The sequence below is a fragment of the Nonomuraea sp. NPDC049141 genome, from assembly GCF_040648415.1.
In the GTDB taxonomy this organism is placed as follows: domain Bacteria; phylum Actinomycetota; class Actinomycetes; order Streptosporangiales; family Streptosporangiaceae; genus Nonomuraea.
Genome location: NZ_JBEZDR010000024.1, coordinates 87,852 through 109,595, shown reverse-complemented (window position 1 = coordinate 109,595; position 21,744 = coordinate 87,852). Strand labels below are relative to the sequence as shown.

Sequence of the window (21,744 nt, the reverse complement as noted above, 5' to 3'; positions counted from 1 at the left end):
ATCAGGATTCGAAGCCGAGTGGCAAGTATTTCTCGACGTTCTCCTTGGTAATAGTCTCTGACGCGAGTGTGATCGACTGTGGGACCTGGTTCTCCACCAGGTCGCTCATGCCCTTCTCCTGCGCGATCAACCTGGCCAGTTTGATGGCCGAGGCGGCCATCGTGGGGCTGTAGGTGACGGTGGCCTTCAGCACCGACGTACCCGACTGGATCTCCTTCATGGCGTTCAGGGAGCCGGCGCCGCCGACCATGAAGAACTCGTTGCGCCCAGCCTCCTTGATCGCGGCGAGTACGCCCACGCCCTGGTCGTCGTCGTGGTTCCACATGGCGTCGATCTTCTTGTGCGCCTGCAGCAGGCTGGCGGCCACCGAGTTGCCCGTCTCCACGGTGAACTTGGCGTCCTGCTTGGCCGTGACGCTGAAGCCGAACGTCTTCAACGCGTCGGCGAAGCCCTTGCTGCGGTCCTGGGTCAGCGGGAGTGTCGCGATGCCCTGGATCTCGACGATCACCGGGTTCGAGACGCCCTTGTCCTTGAGCTGCTTGCCGATGAACTGACCGGCCGCGACGCCCATGCCGTAGTTGTCGCCGCCGATCCAGGTGCGGTACGCCAGCTTGTCGGGGAAGACCCGGTCGAGGTTGATGACCGGGATCCCGGCCTGGGTGGCCTGGAGCGCGACCTGGTTGAGCTGCTGACCGTCGTTCGGCAGGATCACCAGCGCGCTCACCTTGGCCGCGATCAACGACTCGACGGCGGAGATCTGCTGGTTGATGTCGTTCGTCGGCTCGACGGGCTTGAAGTCGACGTCCGAATACTGCTTGGCGGCGGACTCGGCGTTCTTCGCGATGGCCGCGATCCAGCCATGGTCGGCCGCGGGCGCGGAGAAGCCGATGACGACCTTGGTGCCGGGCTGGTCGTTGCCGCTGGCCGCGGGAACGGGGGCGGGCGCCGCCGTGGAGGGCGCGGCCGCCGGCTCGTTGCTGGTGCAGCCGGCCGCTAACAGTACGGCTCCGCCGACAAGGAAACCCCTGCGCGCGACGTTGTTGCTCATGGTGCTCTCTCCTTCAGGTTCCGTCGCTGGAGAAGGACGGCGACGACGATGATCAGGCCCTTGGCGATCAGCTGGTCGCTGGTGTTGAGCCCGTTGAGGATGAACAGGTTCGTGATGAGAGTGAAGATCAGCAGCCCCAGGATCGAGCCGATGATCGTGCCTCGGCCGCCCGTGAGCAGGGTGCCGCCGATGATGACGGCGGCGATGGCGTCGAGCTCGTACAGGTCGCCGTGTGTGGAGGAGCCCGTGGTGGTGCGGGCCATGATGAGGATGGCGGCGATGCCGCAGCACAGCCCGGACAGGGCGTACAGGAGCATCGTGTGCCGGCGGACGTTGATGCCGGCGAGCCGGGCCGCCTCGGGGTTGCCGCCGACCGCGTACGTGCGGCGGCCGAACGTGGTGCGGTTGAGCACGATCCAGCCGAGCGCCACGACCAGCGCGAAGATGTAGACGAGCAGCGGCACGCCGAGCAGCCGCGTGGTCGACAGGTCCACGATCGCGCTGTTGTCGGACTGGATGATCTGTGTCTTGCGGTCGGACATGCGCTGGGCCAGCCCGCGGGCCGCGACCAGCATGGCGAGGGTGGCGATGAACGGCACTAACCGCCCGTACGCGATGAGCAGCCCGTTGACCAGCCCCGTGCCGGTGCCGACGAGGATCGCGCAGATCGCCATCACGGCCGGCCCGTACGCCTGCGTGGCCAGCGTGGTGGCCCAGACGGAGGCCAGGGCCATGGTGGCGCCCACGGACAGGTCGATGCCGCCGCCGATGATGACGAACGTGGCGCCGACCGTGATGACACCGATGGTGGCGGCCAGCGACAGGATGCTGACCAGGTTGGAGGTGGTGGCGAAGTTCTCGGGTTTGGTGACCAGGCCGACGATCGCGAGCAGCACCAGCGCGATCACCAGGCCCAGGTGCCGGGTCTCCCCGAGCCAGGCCAGCGGGCCGGGCGCCCGTACGGCGAAACGGTCGTGCGGGCCCGCTTCTGCGGGGTTGCTCATCAGGCGGCTCTCCCATCCATGATCATGTCGAGCACGCGGTGCTCGTCGAGCTCTTGGGCATCGCCCTGGTGGATGACCGTCCCCTCGCGCAGCACCAGCACGCGGTCGGACAGGCCGAGCACCTCCGGCACCTCGCTGGACACCAGCAGCACGCCGATGCCCTGGTCGGCCAGTCCGCGGATCACCGCATACAGCTCGGCCCTGGCGCCCACGTCCACGCCCCTGGTCGGCTCGTCGAGCAGGAGCAGCTTGCGGCTGCCGAGCAGCCAGCGGGCCAGTACGGCCTTCTGCTGGTTGCCGCCGGACAGCGTCTTGATCGGCCGTTCGGGGTCGGGCGGGCGGATGTCGAGCGCCTCGACCAGCCGCTGCGCCTCGGCCTTCTCACGGGCCCGGTCCATCCAGCCGAACCTGGCGAACCCTGGCAGGCTGCCCAGGGTGATGTTGGCGGTGACACTCTGGTCGAGCAGGAGGGCTTGGGCCTTGCGCTCTTCCGGGGCCAGGCCCATGCCTCGCCGTACGGTGCCGACGATGTCGCCCCGCCGTACGGGCTTGCCCGAGAGCACGACGCGGCCGGAGGCGCGCCGCGCGCCGTAGACCGCCTCCAGGATCTCCGAACGGCCCGAGCCGACCAGCCCGGCCAGCCCGACGATCTCACCGGCGCGCACCGAGAACGACACGTCGGCGAACGCGCCCGGCGAGCTGAGCCCCTCGACACGCAGCACCTCGTCGCCCGGGGACTCCGCGGCGCGGGGTGGGAAGACGTACTCGACGGTGCGGCCGGTCATCAGCGAGACGATCTCGGAGGTCGGGGTGTCGCGGGCGGGCAGGCCGACGGCGACCGTACGGCCGTCCTTGAGCACGGTGACCCGGTCGCCGATCTCGCGGATCTCCTCCAGCCGGTGCGAGATGTAGACGACGGCGACGCCCTGGGCGGTGAGTTCGCGGATGATGCGGAACAAGTTCGCCACCTCGTCGTGGGCCAGCGCGGCCGACGGCTCGTCCATGATGATCAGACGGGCTTCGTGCGAGAGCGCGCGGGCCATCGAGACGACCTGTTTGGCGGCCGGTGACAGGCGGCCGACCTCGGCCTTCGGCCGGATCTCCGGGTGGCCCAGCCTGGCCAGCACGGCGCCGGCGGCCCGGTTGACCGCTCCCCTGTTCACGAAGCCGGCGCGGGCGTGCTCGTGGCCGAGGAAGATGTTCTCCGCGACGCTGAGCCCGTCGACCAGGTCGAGTTCCTGGTAGATGGTGGCGAAGCCGAGCCTGATGGCGTCGATCGGGCTGCCCGCCCTGACCTGCGCGCCGTTGAACTCGATCGTGCCCTCGTCGGGCTGGTGGACGCCCGCCAGCACCTTGATGAGCGTCGACTTGCCGGCGCCGTTCTGGCCGAGCAGGCAGTGCACCTCGCCGGCCCGCACGTCGAGGTCCACCCCGTCGAGCGCGCGCACACCGGGGAACTGCTTGACGATACCCCTCATGACAAGCATCGGGGTCCCTTTCAGGCGTTGACGATGCGGTTGATGTTCTCGGGTGACAGGTAGTGCTCGATCGCCAGGATCCCGGCGCCCAGCGCGGCGGCGTTGATCCCGGTACGGCTCGGCACGATCGAGAGGTGATGCGTGGCCAGCGGCAGCGACCTGCGGTAGACCGTCTCCTTGATGCCCGCGAGCAGGTGCTCGTGGACCCGGGACAGGGCGCCGCCGATGACGATCACCTCGGGGTTGAAGAAGTTGACCAGGCTGGCCAGCACCTCGCCGATGAGCCTGCCCGCCTCTCTGACCAGCCGGAGCGCCTGCGTGTTGCCCGCCTGTACGAGCGCCACCACGTCGGCCCCCGTCTCGGCGGGGGTGCCCAGCTCGGTCAGCCTCCTGGCGACGGCCGCGCCACCGGCGACCGCCTCCAGGCAGGCGCTGTTGCCGCAGCGGCAGCCGGCGTCCTCGTGGCCGGAGACCCGGATGTGGCCGATGTCGCCGGCCGACCCCTGGGCGCCGCGGTGCAGCTTGCCCTCGGCCACGATGCCGCACCCGATGCCGGTGCCGATCTTGACGAACAGCAGGTGGCCGGCGTCGGGGTAGGCGTTGCGGTGCTCGCCGAGCGCCATGACGTTCACGTCGTTGTCGACGAGTACGGCGCAGCCCGCGAAGTGCTCGGGGATCGGGTAGTCGTTCCAGCCGGGCATGATCGGCGGGTTGTTGGGCCGGCCCGTGGCGAACTCCACCGGCCCCGGCACCCCCATCCCGATCGCCTTGAGCGCGGCCCGCGGGCGTCCCGCCTCGGTGAGCAACCGTTCCAGCCGCCTGTCGACGTGCGCCAGGACCGTCTCCGGGCCCTCGGCGATCAGCAGCGGGTCTTCGCACTCGGCCAGGACGTTGCCCGAGATGTCCATCAGCGCGATCCTGCAGTGCGTGGCGCCCAGGTCGACGCCGGCGAAGGCGTGGTCCTCGGTGTGCAGGCGGAGTTGCCGTGGCGGACGCCCGCCGGTGGACTCACCGCTTCCGGTCTCCGACACCAGGCCGCGCTCGATCAGCGCGTCGACCCGCTGGCTGATCGTGGACCTGGCCAGACCGGTGAGTCTGGCGAGGTCCGAGCGGGTGGTCGCGGAACCGGCGCTGATGAGGGTGAGAACGTCACCGGGCGAGCCCGGAGCGGAGGTCATGCGGCGACAATAAGATCACACATGCGGCAAATCAAGAGTGCAAGCCGCCCAAACCCGCCCAACTTACGCCGATAATCAAACAAAGCCCTCTGGATTCGGACATAAGGGCTGTTTGACCCCAATTGCCACCGACGCGCTCCGGCACTCCGACATGCCGGGCGGGCGCTCGGGACGCCAGGGGTCGGCCCTCGCGACCCGCCCGTACACGTCGGCGTCCCGGGCCGGCCTCGCCGCGAGATCAGCACGCCGGACGGCCCGGCCGGGCCGTCCGGATCGTCAACATATGGAGAACCATCAGTGGTCATTCGGTAAGAACCGTGCGGCGGACGGAGCGCCCATTAATAGGGCACATATAACGGGTTCTGTGATGAACACTTCGCTGGTATTCCGGGCGAAATGTCCCATGACCCGCACCGCCATCCACACGGGGAGTCCGAAATGAGAGAAAAAATCACGATACCTATTTTCGTGGCGATGGCCGCCGGAGGTGGGATCGCGTTTGGAACCGCCGGATTCGCGGCGGCCGAGTCCTTCCCCACCCCGAGCCCGTCCGTCACGAGGACCGTGACCCCCAGGCCGACACCCACGAGCACGAGGACCGTGACCCCCAGGCCGACACCCACGTCCACGAGGACCGTGACAGCCAGCCCGACGCCCTACCCGCCGAGGGTCACCTCCACCTCGTCGTCGCACGTCGACGTGCACGTCGACATCGACGATCCCAGAGGTAACTGGCATCACCACAACAACTGGGGCTGCGGCGGCCATTGCCATCACGGTCACAAGGAACTGCCGATGACAGGAGCGCCCGTGAAGGCCCTGGCAGCGGCGGGTGCGGGCTTGCTGCTGGTGGGAACCGCCGGCACAATGATCGCTATTCGGCGTCGCCGTTCTGCCAGTGCGAATTAAGACACGCCGAATCGTCATCGTCAGCCTGCTGGCTCCGGCCGCAGGTCTCACGCTGGCCGGGAGTTGGTCCGCGTACCTCGGTCTGAGCGTGCGAGACCACCTGCAGGCGACCAGGGACGCACTGGTCCTACTGCGCGCGAGCGACCCCGGCCGGCTGGCCGGGACGCTCGCGGACGCGCGATGGCACGCGTCCGAGGCCCGCCGGCTCACCTCCGGCCCGGACTGGTCGTTGATCGCCCACGCTCCCGTGGTGGGAGACGGCGCGACGACCATTCGCGGGCTGGCGGAGACGGTCGCGGAGCTGACCACCGCCCTGGCTGACGTGCACCGGGCCACCGCGCAGCTGATCATGGACGTCGAGCCCGCCACGGACGACCGGCCCGCCACGGACAGCCGGCCTTCCATGGCCAACGTGCGACAACTGCTGTCCGTCCTCGATTCGGCGGCACCGGTCCTGGACGCCGCCGCCGACCGAGTCGCCCTGGCGCGCTCACGCCTGTCCGTTACCCCGGCGGACACGGGCGTGAGCGCGGTGGACGAGGCACGCAGCACGACCCTGCGCGAAGTCGATCGGCTGCGCGGCTGGCTCGGTGCCGCGTCCGACGCCGCCACTCTGGTGCCGCCGATGCTGGGCCACGACGGTCCCCGCCGCTATTTCCTGGCATTCCAGACAAATGCCGAAGCGCGCGGAACCGGTGGCCTGGTCGGCGCCTTCGGCATTCTGAAAGCCGGTCGCGGCAAGCTCGACATAGAGCGGCTCTCCGCCAACAACCGCCTCTCACCGAGTTCCGCTCCGGTCGCCGACTACGGGCCGGAATTTCGCGCGCGTTATGGGCCGAGCGCGCTGTCCCTGCTCTCCAATTCCAATCTTTCCCCACATTTCCCGTACGCCGCGAATACCTGGACCGCGATGTGGGAACGGCAGACCGGCCAGCAGTTGGATGGCGCCCTCGCGACCGACCCGGTCGGTCTCTCCTACCTGCTGAGGCTCATCGGGCCGGTCACCCTCCCGGGTGGCGAGACGGTGACCGCCCAGAACGTCATCGACCTCACCGAGCAGGAAGCCTACGTCCGGTATCCGAACCCGGACGAGCGTAAGAAGTTCCTCATCACGATCGCCGGCGCCGTCAGCGAGGCGCTGACCCGGTCCCGTCCGGATCCCCTCACGTTGATCTCCACCTTGTCGCAGCTGGTCGAGGAGCGGCGGATCCAGGTCTGGAGCCGCAGGGACACCGAGGAGCAACATCTGGAGACGACGCCGCTGAGCGGCGTGCTACCGGAGAAACCGGGACCGTTCGCCGGTCTGGTGATCAACAACTCCGGCGGCAACAAGCTCGACTACTACCTCAAGCGCTCGCTCCGGTACGACCTGGGCTCCTGCCGCGCCGACGGGCAGCGCGTCACGAAGGTACGGGTCCGTCTCACCAACGATGTGCCGCACCGGAAGCTGCCCGCGTATGTCACCAGCCGCCTCGACTCCCCCGACCGCCCGCATGCCGTCGGGTCCAACCTGCTCTGGGTGTCGATGTACACCGGGGCCGGAGCGCAGAACGGTGGCGTGCGGATCAACGGCAAGCTGGTGAAGGTCATCAAAGAGGTCGAACGATCCCATCCCGTCTACTCCACCATGCTGGAGCTCGCTCCCGGACAGTCGAAGACGCTGGAGTTCCTTCTGCTGGAGCCCGCCTCGGCCGCGCCGCCGCTGGTTCCCGTGCAGCCGCTGGCCCATCCCCAGCAGACCCGGATCACCCAGGACCGCACCGGCTGCGGTCCGGAGTCCCAAGTGATCGATAGCGCGGGTTAAAGACCGGCGCGCCGCCAACGGCTGCCTGACCAGGGCGCTCTACCGTCGCGCTCATGGAAGGTACGAGGGATTTCCACATCCTGTTCGTGTGTACGGGCAACATCTGCCGCTCCCCTCTGGCGGAACGGCTGGCCCGTTCGGCCCTCGGACCGTCGTTCCAGGTGAGCAGCGCGGGCACCCACGCCGAGCCGGGCATCGAGATGAACGAACACACGCGGCGGACGCTGCTCCGCCTCGGCGGCGATCCCGGCGGCTTCGTCTCCCGCCCGCTGACCACCGAGGTGATGGCCGCGGCCGACCTGGTGCTGACGGCCACCTCCGCACACCGTGCCGAAGCGGTGACGATGCACCTCCCGGCGGCCGGGCGTACCTTCACCATCGTCGAGTTCGGCACCCTGACCCGAGCCGTCGCACCCACGGCGATCACGTGTCATCACGATGTCGTACGGCGGGCTCACGCGCTGGTCGACGAGGTGCGAACGCTACGCGGCCTGGTCCCGGTGGACCGGCCCGACATCTTCGATCCCATCGGTGGCACCCGGTGGCACCACCGGATGGCGGGACGGAGGATCGCCAGATCGCTCGCCGCCCCGCTCCAGCTCCTCACACAGCAGCCGGTGTCTTGGCCTCCGCCTTGACGTCGGTCTCGGTCGTCTCGTACCCGTAGCCGTAGCCGTAGCCGTCGTACCGGCTGGCCTTGGCCGGAACGAAGTTCATGACCGTACCCACGATGCGAGCGCTGATCGACGACAGCAGTTCCGTGCCCCGCAGGATGTGCTCCTGCCGGGTCTTGCCGTACCGGGCGACGAGCAGTACTCCGTCGCAGATCGCCGAGAGTGTCGCGGCGTCGGTGACCGGTAGCAGCGGCGGCGCGTCGATGATCACGATGTCGTATTCACTCACTACCTGGTCGAGCAGATTGCGCATCCCTCGTGAGCCGAGCAACTCACTCGGGTTCGGCGGGATCTGGCCGCTCGGCAACACGAACAGGCGCGGCTCTCCCCAGGGCTGGATCACCTGTTCCAGCCGCGCCCGGCCGATCAGCACGTCCGTCAGGCCGACCGCCCCCTCGATGCCGAGGTAGGTCGGGATGCGCGGACGACGAAGGTCACCGTCGACCAGGAGCACCCGCCAGCCCGCCTGGGCCAGGGTGATCGCCAGGTTGGAGGAGGTCGAGGACTTGCCCTCGTTCGGCAGGCAGCTGGTGATGACCAGTGATTTGGGCTGCCGGTCCACGCCGATGAACTGCAGGTTCGTACGCAGCGAGCGGAACGCCTCCGACCTGGACGATCGGCCCCTGCTCCGCACGATCAGCGGGTGACGTCGCGCGTCCTTTTCGTACCCGATGATGCCGAGAGTCGAGCTCTTCGAGGTCCGCTGCAGCACATCGGAGGACTTGATCGTCGTGTCCAGGCGGTCACGGAGCGCCAGCGCGGCGACGGCGACGAGCAGCGCGATCAGTACGGCGAGCGCTATGTTGACCAGCGGCCTGGGGCTGACCGGCACCTGGGGGATCTCCGCATGGTCCACCACCGTGATCTTGATCGTGGGACGGCTGGCCGGAGCGACCCGCTCGATCTGGTCGATCAGCTGCGTGAACCGCGATCCCAGGGCGTTGGCCAGCTGGGCGGCGCGGGTGGGGTCGCTGTTCGTGACAGTCGCACGGAGTAGGACGGTACCGGGGACGACTTCCGCCGCGATGCTCTCCTGGACACGCCGGATGTCCTCGGGCGTGGTGATCTGGCTGACCACCCGGCGACTGGACAACAGGGTGGCATAGGACTGCACCCTCTGCGCCGACAGCATTCCCGCTTGGTACGCGGTGGAAAGGCTGCCTTCCCTGTCTTGGCCGGAGACCAACATGGAGATCGTCGCGATGTACTTCGGCGGCGTGTTCGCGGTGACCATGACCGCCGCACCTACCCCGATGACCAACGAGACCAGGATAAGCAACCAGTTCCTGTACACGAGCCGCATGTAGTAGAGCAGATCCATGGATCAACGCCGCCTTTCACGGATTCTTGGAGGAGCCTTGAGGTGTTCGATCGGCGCGTAGACGCGCACACCCTGCAGCAAGACGATGAGAACGATGGCGGTTCCGCCCGCGACTATTGTCGTGACAAGGGGCGATATCCAGCTCAGAGCCACCATCAGGCAGCAGCCGCCGCCGACGGCCGCGATCGCGCCGAGCGTCGCGGCGACCGTCCGGGTGCTGAGCCCCATCCGGCGGAGCCGGTGTGACACGTGGTCGGTACCACCTGCCAGCGGCGAGCGACCCGCCCGCATCCGCGAGATGAACACGACACCGGTGTCGACGGTGGCGACGAAGGTCGGCAGGAGCAACCCGGCGATCACCTTGCCGGGGCCCTGCCCCATCACCAGGTAGACAGCCGAGCAGGTGAGCACGAATCCGATGAACAGGGATCCGGAGTCACCCATGAATATCCTCGCGGGCGCCCAGTTGTGCGGCAGGAAGCCGAGGCTGGTGCCGGCGAGCGCGATCAGGAGCAGTCCCAACGCCGGCTGGCCGGTCACGAAGGCCGTTCCACCGAGGAGGGCGCCCGTGACGGTGGTGACGGCTCCCAGCGCGCCGTCCATGTTGTCCAGCAGGTTGAAGGAGTTGAGCATCACGACGATCCACACGACCGTGAGCAGTGCATCCAGCCATCCATCGGCCGGCGTGGTGAGGTGGACACCGGAGAGCACGACCCCGCTTGCCGCCCCGGTCTCCACGACCAGCCTGGTGATCGGGCGCAGCGGGCCGACGTCGTCGATCAGGCCGACCAGTGACACCGCGGTGCCCGCCAGGAGGATCGCCATGATCTGGAGATCGGCGAAGCCGATCACGGCGATCACGGGTACGACCGTACCGAACGTGATCGCGATGCCACCGAGGTAAGGGGTCGGGCGGGCGTGGGCCTTCTGCTCACTGGGGCGATCGGTCAGTTCCCAGTCCAGCGCCAGGCGCTTCAACGGCACGATCGCCATACAGCTGATCAGGAACGCGGCCACGCCTGTGGCAAGGGCGATCGTCCCGTTCACCGGATGGACGCCGGGAGCTCTTCGCGAACCTGCTTGACAACCTCGACGAGGATCTCGTCGAGAGTGTGCCGTGGAGCCCAGCCGGTGAGCTCGCGGATCCTGGTGGTGTCGGGGACCCGGCGGGTCATGTCCTCGAAACCCTGCTGATAGGCCTGGTGATACGGGATGAGGTCGATTTCGGAGATGGACCCGGTGTGATCGATGATCAGCTTTGCCAGGTCCAGGATGCTCACCTCGTCCGCGGAGCCGATGTTGAAGGTCTGCCCGACCGCCGCCTCGAGGTCGAGGAGCCGGAGCAACGCGTCGACGACGTCCGCGACGTGCGCGAAGCAGCGGGTCTGGCTTCCGTCACCGAAGACCGTGAGGGGTGCACCGCTGACCGCCTGCTGGACGAGGCGCGGGATGACCATTCCGTAGGCCGGGCTCTGCCGTGGCCCCACGGTGTTGAACAGCCTGACGACGATCGTCGGCAGGCCGCGCTCGCGGTGATAGGCGTTGGCGAGGATCTCGTCGACGGCCTTCGCCGTGCTGTAGGCCCATCTCACCACGGACGGGCTGCCGAGGATGCGGTCGGCGTCTTCCTTCAGCGGTCCCGCCGAGTTCTTGCCGTAGATCTCGCTCGTACTGGTGATCAGGATCTTCTTCCGGTACCGATGCGCGGCCTCGACGACGATCTCCGAGCCGCGAATGTTGGTCGTCAAGGATCGGAGCGGCTGCTCGACGATCAGCTTGACCCCCACCGCGGCGGCGAGATGGACGACGACGTCGCACTGATGAACGAGCTCGTCGACCACGAGCTCGTCCAGAACGGACCCCTGGATGAAGCGCAGATCGGGATGCGGCCGCAGGTTGGCGAGCCGCCCAGTCGACAGGTTGTCGAGAATCACGACGGAGTCACCGCGGGCGATCAACGCGTCGGTCAGATGCGATCCGACGAATCCGCTGCCGCCCGTTATCAGGTAAGTGCACTTCGATGCTTTGCTCACGGGTTTCCCTATGAATGCGTTGAACTGGAGATAGCGGCAAGTCAGGCATGCACACCGGGGTTCATGATCACCGCCTTCTCGAACCAGGCCACCGTCATCCGGAGCCCGTCCTCGAGCGGAACCGGGCGCACACCGGCAAACAGTTCGCGCAGCAGGCTGGAAGAAGCCCGCGATTCCCGGATGTCGCCGGTCCGAGGCGGGAGGAAGGCGGCCTCGACCGGCTTGTCCAGGATCGAGCCGAGGACATCCTTCAGCTCCAGGAGCGAGACGCGCGTGCCGAAGGCGAGATTGACCGGCTTCGTGCTCGTCACCCGGCGTACGGCCGCGTCGCAGAGGACCTCCGTCACCGTTCCCACATAGGTGAAGTCCCGCGTCTGGAGCCCGTCTCCGTAGATCGGAACCGGGTCGGCCGCCAAGACTTTCGACACGAACGCCGGGATGACCGCCGCGTAGGCGTGATCAGCGGCCTGCAGCGGGCCGTAGACATTGAAGAAGCGAAAGGGCAGGACCGGCAGGCCGAAGCTCGAGGCGTACGCCAGCGCGTAGGCCTCGGTCGCCAGCTTGCTCACGCCGTACGGGCTGAGCGGCCTGGTCGCGAGGTCTTCGTGCTTGTACGGCTCCGCGCAGTTCCCGTACACCGAGGACGACGAGGCCAGGATCACGTGCGGTTTCGTGGCCCGGCACGCCTCCAGGATGTGGAGGGTGCCAGTGGCGTTGACGCCGTGCGAGGCCAGAGGGTCCGCCAGCGATCGGGGCACCGACGGACGTGCGGCGAGGTGGACGACAGTTGTGGCATCCGCGACAAGACCGGTCAGCAGATCCGAGTCCAAAATGCTGCCCCGCACGAAATCCACCCTGACACCGTCGAGGTTGGCGAGATCTCCGCTGCTCAGGTCGTCGAGCACCGTGATCTTCTCGATCTCGGGCCGCGATGCGAGCGCCCGGCACAGGTTCGCGCCGATGAAGCCGGCCCCGCCGGTTACCAGGACTTTCACTTGTTCATCTCTCCTGTCATGACCAGCCGATCCCGGCGAAGCCCGCCCAGCGATCGGTAGAGGGCCTCGGTGTCCGAGACGAGGCGGTCCACATCGAACGAAGCCGTCAGGCCGCCTACGTTTGTCCGGGCGATGATTTCCATGACGCGAATCCGACTGTCCGGCTTCATACGGCTCCTCGATGAAAGGCCTGGCTCACGTCCGCGAAGCTAGCTATGGAATCGGTCAGTTCGCCGCATGGCGTCGCGGTGAGTGGTGAAATGTTTTCTCGCTCCCTACCTGGGCGTGATCGTCGGGCAGTCGCCGCTTACCCTCCCTAAGAGTTGCTATCCCGCCGGGAACCGGCAGCTCACCGAGAAAACGCCTTATCGGAAAGAATCCGCAAAGGGGGGTAACCAGCAGGCCATGGACGTCTTCAGGAAGTGATATCGCACGGTTCCGGCCCTAGCGTCGTCGTCGCCGAGTTGCCCGCCGGCGGCTCAGTTGCGCTCCTGGGAATCGGAGCTGCCTCCGGTGCTGCTCATCGCGTTCGGGCGCGCCTCGCCGTCCACGTCCTTGTGGTACGGGCGGGCGTCATCGAATATGGCGGCGACAACCTCGACTACGAGTCACGGGCAATGCAGATCGTGAGCTACTGGAGACCTGCACAGGTGCCGGCAGTCCGCTCCTACCTCGACTCGACCCGCAAGCACGGCCTGAACGCCCTTGACTCGATCCGCCGCGCCTTCACCCGCCATCTCCGGACGCCCCCGATCGCCCTGGTCGACTGACCACCGAGCATCACACAGCGTCACAGAGCCAATGAATGCTTACCAAATCCAAACCGGAAACGCCCTAGAGATTCAGCACAGCCGCGACAAATCCCACCGTGAACGCCGCGGCCAGCCACGAGAAGACGCGCCGCCATATCTCCCGGAGAGCGGAATGCCGCTCCGCACCAGTCGCCCAGCAGAGTTCCTGCCACTCCTTCATGCGGGCCATGAGCGCAAGTTCCGCGAACGCGCCAAGTCCGGAAATAGGGCATCAAACAGCCTGATGGTTTAGACCTAAGAAAGTAAGCGCAAAGACACCGAAGTGTGCGGACATCCCTGACGGCCTTATCAAGCACCATCGCCTAGCTTGACGGCATCTGACAAGAGCTTTCTGCGGGCGACCGGAGGCTACATGTGGCACGGCTGGCAGAAAATGGGTTTCCGGTCAAGGCGACTGCTCCGGACAGCGCTTGTCGGATTCGGCGGCGGCGTGATCACCATGATGAGCATGATGGGCACCGACACGCCGTCCACACCGTCCACAATGTCCACACCGTCGATGCCATTGCCCGCCGTTGTGATGCCGGCCAGCCACAAGGCGAGCCCGGTCCCACCCCCGCTGAGGGAATCGGAGGGCCCCGAGCCCATCCCCTTCACCGACCTGCCGCCGGGGAAGCGAAAGGCCCTTAGCAAGGCCTTCCGCCAGAAGGTTGAGGGCGCGACTTCCCGAGCCCGCAAGGCGCGAGCCGAATGCCCGCCGACATCTGTCATCTGTATAGAGAACAGCTTGCCGGGCAACCCGCCCAGCCAGTGGGACGTGCCCGCACAGGGCGGAATCCCTGGTTACCCCACGCAGATCAGCGTGAACAAGGGGCAGACCATCCAGTTCAAGGTGAACACCAGCGCGCAGGACTATCGCATAGAGATTTTCCGGCTCGGATACTACGGCGGAATGGGCGCCCGGCTGATAGCGACGATCAACCCTTCGGCAGCGCTGCCGCAGGCTCAGCCCGCGTGCCTCAACGACGCGACGACCGGCCTGATAGATTGCGGCAACTGGGCGTTGTCGGCCTCCTGGGCGGTGCCTGACACCGTTGTTTCCGGCGTCTACGTCGCGAATTTGATCCGCGAAGACGGCATGGCCGGCAAGAGCCAGATGATGTTCGTCGTCCGGGATGACACCCGTGATTCGGAAATCCTGCTACAGACCTCTGACGCCACCTGGCAGGCGTACAACAGCTATGGCGGCAACAGCCTCTACAGCGGCATGCCGGCGAACCGGGCATTCAAGGTGAGCTACAACCGTCCCTTCGTCTCCCGCAGCAGGTTCTTCAACGACGAGTACCCCATGGTCAGATGGATCGAGGCCAATGGGTACGACGTCAGTTACACCAGCAATGTGGATACGGCCAGCCGGGCCGCCGAACTGCTCGACCACGACATTTTCGTTTCGTCCGGCCATGACGAGTACTGGTCCAACGAGATGCGGGACAACATCGAGAGCGCGCGGAACGGTAGCGTCAATCTCATCTTCTTCGCCGGAAACGAGGTCTTCTGGAAGACCAGGTGGGAGAGCAGCATCGACGGACAGGGCACGCCCTTCCGGACATTGGTCTGCTACAAGGAGACTCTCGCCAACGCCAAGATCGATCCCAGTCCGCAGTGGACGGGAACGTGGCGCGATCCCCGTTTCTCTCCCCCATCGGACGGTGGCCGGCCGGAGAACGCCCTCACTGGGACACTGTTCAGGATCAACGGCCGCGTCAGCGACGCCATAACCGTGCCGGCCGAGTTCAGCGACATGCGACTGTGGCGCAACACGTCCATCGCCAGCCTGCAGCCCGGGCAGACAGCGACCTTTCCGACGGGAACGCTCGGCTACGAGTGGGATGAGTCTCCCGACAACGGAGTCGCGCAACCTGGACTGGTGAAGTACTCCAGAACGACCCTGACCAACTCGTCGAAATTCCTGCTCGACTTCGGTAGCACGTACGGCGCTGGGACCGCGACACACAGCTTGTCCCTCTACCGAAACTCGAGCGGGGCGCTCGTCTTCGGCGCGGGAACCGTCCAGTGGGCGTGGGGACTCGACGCGGTCCACGACAATCCAGGTACACCCACGGATATCCGGATGCAACAGGCGACCGTCAACCTTCTTGCCGACATGCACGCTCAACCGGCCAGCATCCAGCCAGGACTGGTTCCGACGACCGCGTCGACGGACACCGCTCCCCCGACATCAGCGATCACCAACCCGGCGAGCGCAGGCGTCGTGTCGACGGGAGCGGTCGTCCAGATCCAGGGCACGGCGGCCGACACGGGAGGCGGGGTGGTCGGCGGGGTGGAGGTCTCGCTGGACGGCGGCACCCGATGGTTCCAGGCGACAGGCCGCACCAACTGGCAGTACAGCTGGACGACGCCCGCCACCGCCGGCACGGTGACGATCAAGACTCGGGCTGTCGACGACATCGGCAACATCCAGGTGGTCCCAACGCAGAGAACGGTCACCGTAGCCAAGGACTGCCCACCGTGCACGCTGTGGACACCGGAGACCGTGCCGGCCACCGCCGCCAACACCGACAACAAGGCGGTCGAACTCGGCGTGAAGTTCCGCGCCACGAGCCAGGGCTTCATCAGGGGCATCAGGTTCTACAAGGGAACGACCAACACGGGGACGCACACCGGCAGCCTGTGGAGTTCCACGGGACAGCAACTGGCGACGGCCACGTTCACCAACGAAACAGCGAGCGGATGGCAGCAGGTGGAGTTCTCCACGCCGGTGGCCGTCATACCGGGTACCACCTACGTCGCCTCTTATTACGCCCCGACCGGTCACTACGCAGTGAATCGCAACTATTTCCTCGCGGCCTACACGAACGGCCCGCTCACCGCCCTCGCGTCCGGAGCCTCAGGAGGCAACGGCGTCTACACCTACAGCGCGACGAGCACGTTCCCGACCAGTAGCATCAGCGCCACCAACTACTGGGTGGACGTCGTGTTCGTCCCGTCGAACAGTCTCTGGGACAACTCCACGATCTCGCCGCCCATATCCAGCGACACCCAGGCCGTAACGCTCGGCGTGAAGTTCAGGGCGAACACCGGCGGGACCGTCCAGGGCATCCGCTTCTACAAGGGCTCCCAGAACACCGGCACCCACATCGGAAGCCTCTGGACCGCCGACGGGCAGCTCCTCGCCAGCGCCACCTTCACCAACGAAACCGCCTCAGGCTGGCAACAGGTGACCTTCTCCACTCCGGTCGTCATCGCCGCCAACACCACCTATGTCGCCTCCTACCACTCTCCATCGGGGCGTTACGCGGCATCACGGCGATACTTCACGTCGAGCTATGCGAACGGCCCACTCACCGCCCTCGCGTCCGTATCCTCGGGAGGCAACGGCGTCTACACCTACAACGCGACGAACACGTTCCCGTCCAGCGCCATCAGCGAAACCAACTACTGGGCGGACGTCATGTTCGTCCCGTCGAACAGCCTCTGGGACCAGTCGACGGTCCCGGCCAGCCAGTCGACGGACAACAGAGCGGTCACGCTCGGCGTGAAGTTCAGGGCGAACACCGGCGGGGCCGTCCAGGGCATCCGCTTCTACAAGGGCTCCCAGAACACCGGCACCCACATCGGAAGCCTCTGGACCGCCGACGGGCAGCTCCTCGCCAGCGCCACCTTCACCAACGAAACCGCCTCAGGCTGGCAACAGGTGACCTTTCCCACTCCGGTCGTCATCGCCGCCAACACCACCTATATCGCCTCCTACCACACTCCAACCGGATTCTTCTCCTTCAACCGGCCGTACTTCACCACGCCGTACACCAACGGACCGCTCACCGCCCTCAGGGACGGGGCGGAAGGCGCGAACGGCGTCTACACCTACGGGGCGACGAACACCTTACCCACCACCGGCTTCCAGTCCAGTAACTACTGGGTCGATCTGTTGTTCGCTCCCTGACCTGGGCGGTCGTCCGGGGGCAAGCTCGCACACGACGAAGCACCCGTGTTCATCACAGCGTGAACACGGGTGCTTCGTCGGTGAGCGGGTGCGGTCAGTTCGTAGGGATCGTCCCCTTCAACGGGCGCCACCACGACTGGTTCTCCTGATACCACCGCACGACCTGCGCCAGCCCTTCGTCGAAGCCGATCCGGGGCTCGTAGCCGAGGGCCTGGATCTTGCCGCTGTCGACGGAGTAGCGCCGGTCGTGCCCGAGCCTGTCCTCCACCTGCACGACCATCTCCCAACCGACGCCCAAGGCATCGAGCAGCGCCTGCGTGAGCTCCCGGTTGGTCAGGTCGAGGCCGCCGCCGATGTTGTAGACCTCCCCCGCCGAGCCTTTGTCCAGCACGAGCTGGACGCCCCGGCAGTGGTCCTCGACGTGCAGCCACTCGCGGACGTTGCCGCCGTCCCCGTACAGGGGTACGGGGAGCCCGTCGATCAGATTGGTGATGAAGAGCGGGATCACCTTCTCGGGATACTGGTACGGGCCGTAGTTGTTGGTGCACCGGGTCACCCGCACGTCCAGCCCGTAGGTCTGGTGGTAGGCACGGCACAGCAGGTCGGAGCCCGCTTTGGCGGCCGAGTAGGGTGAGTTGGGGAGTAGCGGCTCCGTTTCGGTCCAGGAGCCCGCGTCGATCGACCCGTACACCTCGTCGGTCGAGACCTGGACGACGGTGGGCACCTCCGCCTCGAGTGCTGCCTGCAGCAACCGCTGCGTGCCGTACACGTTGGTGAGGACGAAGTCGCCAGGGCCGGTTATCGACCGGTCGACGTGCGTCTCGGCGGCGAAGTTCACGATGACGTCGTGGCCCGGCACCACGTCGGCGAGCAGTTCACCGTCGGTGATGTCACCGTGGACGAAGGCGTATCGCGGGTGCCGCGCGACCGGGTCGAGGTTCGCCGGGTTGCCCGCGTACGTGAGCTTGTCCAGCACGGTCACCTGGACGTCTTCGTAGCCGGCATAACCGCCGGACAGCAGCGCTCGCACGTAGCAGCTTCCGATGAAGCCGGCGCCGCCGGGAATCAGAATTCTCATGCCCTCACCTGGATCTTGCTGTGGTCGCCGACCACGAGTTGGTTCATGTTAGGTATCCCCGTGGCCCGAGTGACCTCGACGTTCCGGCCGATCAGGGAGTAGGTGAGCCCGGAAACTCCCGTTATGGAGGACTCTCCGAGGATGATGCTGTATCCCACCTCGGAGTCCTGCAGCACGCAGCTCTCACCGATCGACGTGTAGGGGCCGATGTAGGAACCACTGATCTTGGTGTTGGCGCCGAGGACCGCCGGCCCGCGGATCACCGAGTTCTCGACGATGGCTCCAGGCTCGATGACGACACGTCCCGTTATCTCGGAGAACCCGTCCACAGTGCCCCTGATGTCCCGCTCGATGGCCTCCAGGACGATCCGGTTGCACTCCAGCATGTCCTGCAACCGCCCGGTGTCCTTCCAATAGCCGCTGACCAGGTGCGAGTGGACACGATAGCCATTGTCGACCAGCCACCGGATCGCGTCCGTGATCTCCAGTTCGCCCCGCGGGGACGGGCTGATCGCCCGGACCGCGTCGTGAATGGCGGGAGAGAAGGTGTACACACCGACGATCGCGAGATCGCTGCGCGGGTGCTCCGGCTTCTCCTCCAGACCGATGATCTCGCCGTCCGGCCCGAGCTCGGCGACCCCGTAGAACTGCGGCTCGGCGACCTTGGTGAGCAGGATCTGGGCGTCATGGTCGGCCTCGCGGAACGCGTCCACCAGATCGGCGATGCCGTCCACCAGGAAGTTGTCGCCGAGGTACATCACGAACGGCTCATCGGCGAGGAACTCCTGAGCGATCAGCACACAGTGTGCCAGCCCCAGGGGCTCTTCCTGGGGAATGTAGGTGACGTCGAGGCCGAACCGCGAACCGTCGCCCACGGCTGCCATGACCTCGACGGCCGTGTCGCCGACGATGATTCCGACGCTGGTGATGCCCGCGTTGAGAATCGCTTCGAGTCCGTAATAGAGCACCGGCTTGTTGGCTATGGGGACCAGCTGCTTGGCCGAGGTATGGGTGAGCGGGCGCAGCCTCGTCCCCTTACCGCCCGCCAGAACGAGTGCCTTCACCGCTCTTTGAGTCCTTCCGTGAAGAACGCAGGATCGAGTGGAGTATCTGTGCCCCTGAATTTAGGTGAAGCGCGATTTGGCGGGGCGTACGCCGTCCTTACCCTTTGCTGAAGGGCTTGCGACATGTTGCCAACGCTAGAGAGTTCGGGCCTTTGAGAACGTACCGGACCATCACGAACGTAAGCGGAACGTTGACGGCTATCACGCCCAGCATCGCGAGCCAGGGAGTCATCCCCGCTTCCGTCAACAGCACGATCAACGACAGGCCGACGAGGTACGAGACCACGTACACGGCCGGAAAACGCGCGGCGGTCCTGATCGAGGCCCGGGTGCGGAATACGAAGGTGGTATTGATGACGTAGGCCAGCACGATCCCCGAGAGATAGGCGATCGAATAGGCCAGTGACGGCGGAATCGACCACGACAGGACCACGAAGAGCCCGTGGGTCGCCGCGGTATTCGCGGCGCCGCCGACGATGAACCGGGCGAACCGGGGGCGGAGTGCTCTCACGCCCGCACCGGTTCCCTGGAGACGAGCTGCTGGAATTCGTCGTACGAGCGAATGTAGTCCTGCGGATCGTAGTAGTGGGAGGCGAACACCAGGAGCACGGCATCCGGCGAATACCGGTACTGCGTTCCCCAGATCATGGCCGGCATGTGGACGCCGCGGCTGGGGCGGTCCAGAATGACCTCCCGCCGGTTGCGGCCGTCGTCCAGGAGGACGCGGCACGATCCGCGTACGCAGATCAGGAACTGTTCGCAGAGCCTGTGCGCGTGCTCGCCCCGGACCTCCTGGCTGGGAACGTTGAACACGAGGAAGTAGCGAACAGGGGTGAACGGGAGTTCGCGCTCGAACTCCCCCACCGACAGCTCTCCCCGGAGGTCCTTCGCGATCCGCAGTTCGTGAAGGCCGGCTGCCCCTACGCCGAGCCCCGTTCGACCGGGCGCCCGCGTGTCGGCGACCCGCAAGGGAATGCTGGGATCCTCCGTATCGGCGACGTACCCGTTGATGCGGGCGGGATTGCCGATCACGATCGCGTTCGGCGGGACGGAGCGCGTCACCACCGCACCTGCGCCGACCATCGCACCGGTGCCGATCTCGACTCCCGGCAGGATCGTGCTGTTCGCGCCGATGGAGGCACCGGAGCGGATCAGGGTGCGTGTGACCGCTTTGGGATACGCCTTGCTGCGCGGCATCGGGTCGTTGGTGAATGTCGCGTTGGGGCCGATGAAGACATCGTCCTCGACGGTGATCCCGTTCCAGATCTGGACGCCGCACTTCACGGTCACGCGGTTTCCGAGGACGACGTCGTTCTCGACGAACACTCCATCGCAGATATTGCAGTCGCGCCCGATCCGGGCGCCCGGAAGGACGTGCGCGAAGGCCCAGACACGGGTGCCGTCGCCGATGGCCTGGCTCTCGCACAGGGCCTGCGGATGGATGAAGGTCTGGTTCATGCGCGCCTACCGGTGTAGAGAAGGTCGGCAGGGGCTTCGGACGACCCCTCGAAAGTGCTGACCGTACGGACGAGGGCGAGGGGGCGCTTCTTCGTGTTCTCGTAGCTCCGCCACGCATAGGACCCGATGAAGCCGACACCCAAGGTGTTGAGCGCCCCGAAGAATGTGATGACCACGATCGTGGCGGCATAGCCGGCCGCCTCGATCTGGCCCGTGAGCCGCATGATGATCACCAAGATCGCGAGGCACCCGGCGACCACGAACCCGAGCAGGCCGATGACCGTGAGAATGCGGATGGGCAGGTCCGTGAAGGCGAAGACGCTGTCCATGAGGTAGTCGATCTTCTTGCCGAGTGTCCACGTGCTTTTGCCGTGCGCCCGTTCGCGCCGCTGGTACGGCACTTCACTGCGCCGGAAGCCGAGCCAGTACACGAGCCCCACCAAGGAACTGTTGGCCTCCTCCAGCTGCAGGAGCTCATCACGGATGCGCTGGTTGCAGCCGAAGACATCGACCCCGCCGGCGGGGATCTCGGGCACCACGAAACGGCGATAGAGGGCCCAGAAGAGGTTGGCCGACAGCCGGGTCATCCCCGGGTCATCGCGGCCTTCGCGTACTCCCACCACGATGTCCGAGTGATCGCTCACGAGTCTGTCGATGAACTCGAGCAGGAGTTCCGGCGGTTCCTGGAGGTCCGCGGCCATCACCGCGAAGAAGTCGCCCTTGGCGGCGCGGAGGCCGGTGCGGATGGCCGCGAAGGATCCGAAGTTGCGTGCGTGCAGGAGCAGCTGCGATCTGAACGGCGCCTGCGGCAGAGCCGCCTTGAGGAGTCGGTGGCTGTCGTCCGGACTGCCGTCGACGACGAAGACGAACTCCACGGGCAGCCCATGGCGCTCGGCCACGGTTTCACTGATACCGGTGAATTCCGCGATCAGTTGTGGCACGAATTCCGCGTTGCGATACACGGGGACGATCACGGAGAACATG

Annotated in this window: 19 protein-coding genes; 5 read left to right on the top strand and 14 right to left on the bottom strand. The window is 66.4% G+C overall.

All coding sequences use genetic code 11. The features are described 5' to 3' along the window. Position 1: 1 nt before the first annotated feature. The 4 genes from AB0B91_RS49740 to AB0B91_RS49725 are packed head-to-tail and all read right to left on the bottom strand — an operon-like array spanning position 2 to position 4,708. Positions 2-1,048 (bottom strand): substrate-binding domain-containing protein, encoded by a 1,047-nt coding sequence (locus AB0B91_RS49740; protein WP_358336895.1) that lies wholly within the window; start codon positions 1,046-1,048, stop codon positions 2-4. After that, on the bottom strand, positions 1,045-2,052 hold the full coding sequence (locus tag AB0B91_RS49735; RefSeq protein ID WP_358336892.1) for an ABC transporter permease: 1,008 nt from the start codon (positions 2,050-2,052) through the stop codon (positions 1,045-1,047). The genes AB0B91_RS49740 and AB0B91_RS49735 overlap by 4 nt, the downstream gene beginning before the upstream one ends. After that, positions 2,052-3,530 carry a sugar ABC transporter ATP-binding protein gene (locus tag AB0B91_RS49730; RefSeq protein ID WP_358336889.1) on the bottom strand — a complete coding sequence of 493 codons (1,479 nt, stop codon included), beginning with the start codon at positions 3,528-3,530 and terminating at the stop codon, positions 2,052-2,054. The genes AB0B91_RS49735 and AB0B91_RS49730 overlap by 1 nt, the downstream gene beginning before the upstream one ends. Before the next feature lie 20 nt (positions 3,531-3,550). After that, positions 3,551-4,708 carry an ROK family transcriptional regulator gene (locus tag AB0B91_RS49725; protein WP_358336886.1) on the bottom strand — a complete coding sequence of 386 codons (1,158 nt, stop codon included), beginning with the start codon at positions 4,706-4,708 and terminating at the stop codon, positions 3,551-3,553. 699 nt (positions 4,709-5,407) lie between these two features. Here AB0B91_RS49725 and AB0B91_RS49720 point away from each other — a divergent pair. Genes AB0B91_RS49720 through AB0B91_RS49710 form a run of 3 tightly spaced genes read left to right on the top strand, consistent with a single transcriptional unit; the run spans position 5,408 to position 8,059 of the window. Next, positions 5,408-5,617, top strand: coding sequence for an LPXTG cell wall anchor domain-containing protein (locus AB0B91_RS49720; RefSeq protein WP_358336882.1), 210 nt, complete (start codon positions 5,408-5,410; stop codon positions 5,615-5,617). Further along, a complete protein-coding gene (locus AB0B91_RS49715) occupies positions 5,607-7,421 on the top strand; it encodes a DUF4012 domain-containing protein (protein ID WP_358336879.1) in 1,815 nt (604 codons plus the stop codon). Before AB0B91_RS49720 ends, AB0B91_RS49715 begins: the two co-directional genes overlap by 11 nt. 53 nt (positions 7,422-7,474) lie before the next feature. Continuing rightward, entirely contained in the window at positions 7,475-8,059 is a 585-nt protein-coding gene (locus tag AB0B91_RS49710) for a hypothetical protein (protein ID WP_358336876.1), read from the top strand. Here the strand turns inward: AB0B91_RS49710 and AB0B91_RS49705 are convergent. Genes AB0B91_RS49705 through AB0B91_RS49685 form a run of 5 tightly spaced genes read right to left on the bottom strand, consistent with a single transcriptional unit; the run spans position 8,025 to position 12,587 of the window. Further along, complete coding sequence (locus AB0B91_RS49705) at positions 8,025-9,398, bottom strand: polysaccharide biosynthesis tyrosine autokinase (protein ID WP_358337188.1); 1,374 nt, start codon at positions 9,396-9,398, stop codon at positions 8,025-8,027. The two genes, AB0B91_RS49710 and AB0B91_RS49705, sit on opposite strands and share 35 nt — an antisense overlap. A 21-nt stretch (positions 9,399-9,419) precedes the next feature. Beyond that, entirely contained in the window at positions 9,420-10,463 is a 1,044-nt protein-coding gene (locus tag AB0B91_RS49700) for an MraY family glycosyltransferase (protein WP_358336873.1), read from the bottom strand. Further along, complete coding sequence (locus AB0B91_RS49695) at positions 10,460-11,449, bottom strand: GDP-mannose 4,6-dehydratase (protein ID WP_358336870.1); 990 nt, start codon at positions 11,447-11,449, stop codon at positions 10,460-10,462. The genes AB0B91_RS49700 and AB0B91_RS49695 overlap by 4 nt, the downstream gene beginning before the upstream one ends. 41 nt (positions 11,450-11,490) lie before the next feature. Then, positions 11,491-12,444, bottom strand: coding sequence for an NAD-dependent epimerase/dehydratase family protein (locus tag AB0B91_RS49690; RefSeq protein ID WP_358336867.1), 954 nt, complete (start codon positions 12,442-12,444; stop codon positions 11,491-11,493). Continuing rightward, complete coding sequence (locus AB0B91_RS49685; RefSeq protein ID WP_358336864.1) at positions 12,441-12,587, bottom strand: hypothetical protein; 147 nt, start codon at positions 12,585-12,587, stop codon at positions 12,441-12,443. The genes AB0B91_RS49690 and AB0B91_RS49685 overlap by 4 nt, the downstream gene beginning before the upstream one ends. 483 nt (positions 12,588-13,070) lie before the next feature. Here AB0B91_RS49685 and AB0B91_RS49680 point away from each other — a divergent pair, with 483 nt between their 5' ends. Both AB0B91_RS49680 and AB0B91_RS49675 read left to right on the top strand, forming a co-directional pair. After that, entirely contained in the window at positions 13,071-13,214 is a 144-nt protein-coding gene (locus tag AB0B91_RS49680) for a hypothetical protein (RefSeq protein ID WP_358336861.1), read from the top strand. A gap of 349 nt (positions 13,215-13,563) precedes the next feature. Continuing rightward, positions 13,564-17,160, top strand: a complete 3,597-nt coding sequence (locus AB0B91_RS49675) for a DUF4082 domain-containing protein (protein ID WP_358336859.1) — start codon at positions 13,564-13,566, stop codon at positions 17,158-17,160. A gap of 94 nt (positions 17,161-17,254) precedes the next feature. Here AB0B91_RS49675 and rfbB read toward each other — a convergent pair whose 3' ends face one another. The 5 genes from rfbB to AB0B91_RS49650 form a co-directional block, all read right to left on the bottom strand. Further along, positions 17,255-18,238 carry a dTDP-glucose 4,6-dehydratase gene (rfbB, locus tag AB0B91_RS49670; protein ID WP_358336856.1) on the bottom strand — a complete coding sequence of 328 codons (984 nt, stop codon included), beginning with the start codon at positions 18,236-18,238 and terminating at the stop codon, positions 17,255-17,257. Then, a complete protein-coding gene (locus tag AB0B91_RS49665; protein ID WP_358336854.1) occupies positions 18,235-19,302 on the bottom strand; it encodes a glucose-1-phosphate thymidylyltransferase in 1,068 nt (355 codons plus the stop codon). The genes rfbB and AB0B91_RS49665 overlap by 4 nt, the downstream gene beginning before the upstream one ends. A gap of 97 nt (positions 19,303-19,399) precedes the next feature. After that, positions 19,400-19,813, bottom strand: a complete 414-nt coding sequence (locus AB0B91_RS49660) for a GtrA family protein (protein ID WP_358336851.1) — start codon at positions 19,811-19,813, stop codon at positions 19,400-19,402. Next, positions 19,810-20,760 carry a WxcM-like domain-containing protein gene (locus AB0B91_RS49655; protein ID WP_358336849.1) on the bottom strand — a complete coding sequence of 317 codons (951 nt, stop codon included), beginning with the start codon at positions 20,758-20,760 and terminating at the stop codon, positions 19,810-19,812. The genes AB0B91_RS49660 and AB0B91_RS49655 overlap by 4 nt, the downstream gene beginning before the upstream one ends. Beyond that, the gene (locus AB0B91_RS49650; protein WP_358336846.1) at positions 20,757-21,743 is read right to left on the bottom strand and encodes a glycosyltransferase family 2 protein; all 987 of its coding nucleotides are present in this window, start codon (positions 21,741-21,743) and stop codon (positions 20,757-20,759) included. Before AB0B91_RS49650 ends, AB0B91_RS49655 begins: the two co-directional genes overlap by 4 nt. Position 21,744: the final 1 nt, after the last annotated feature.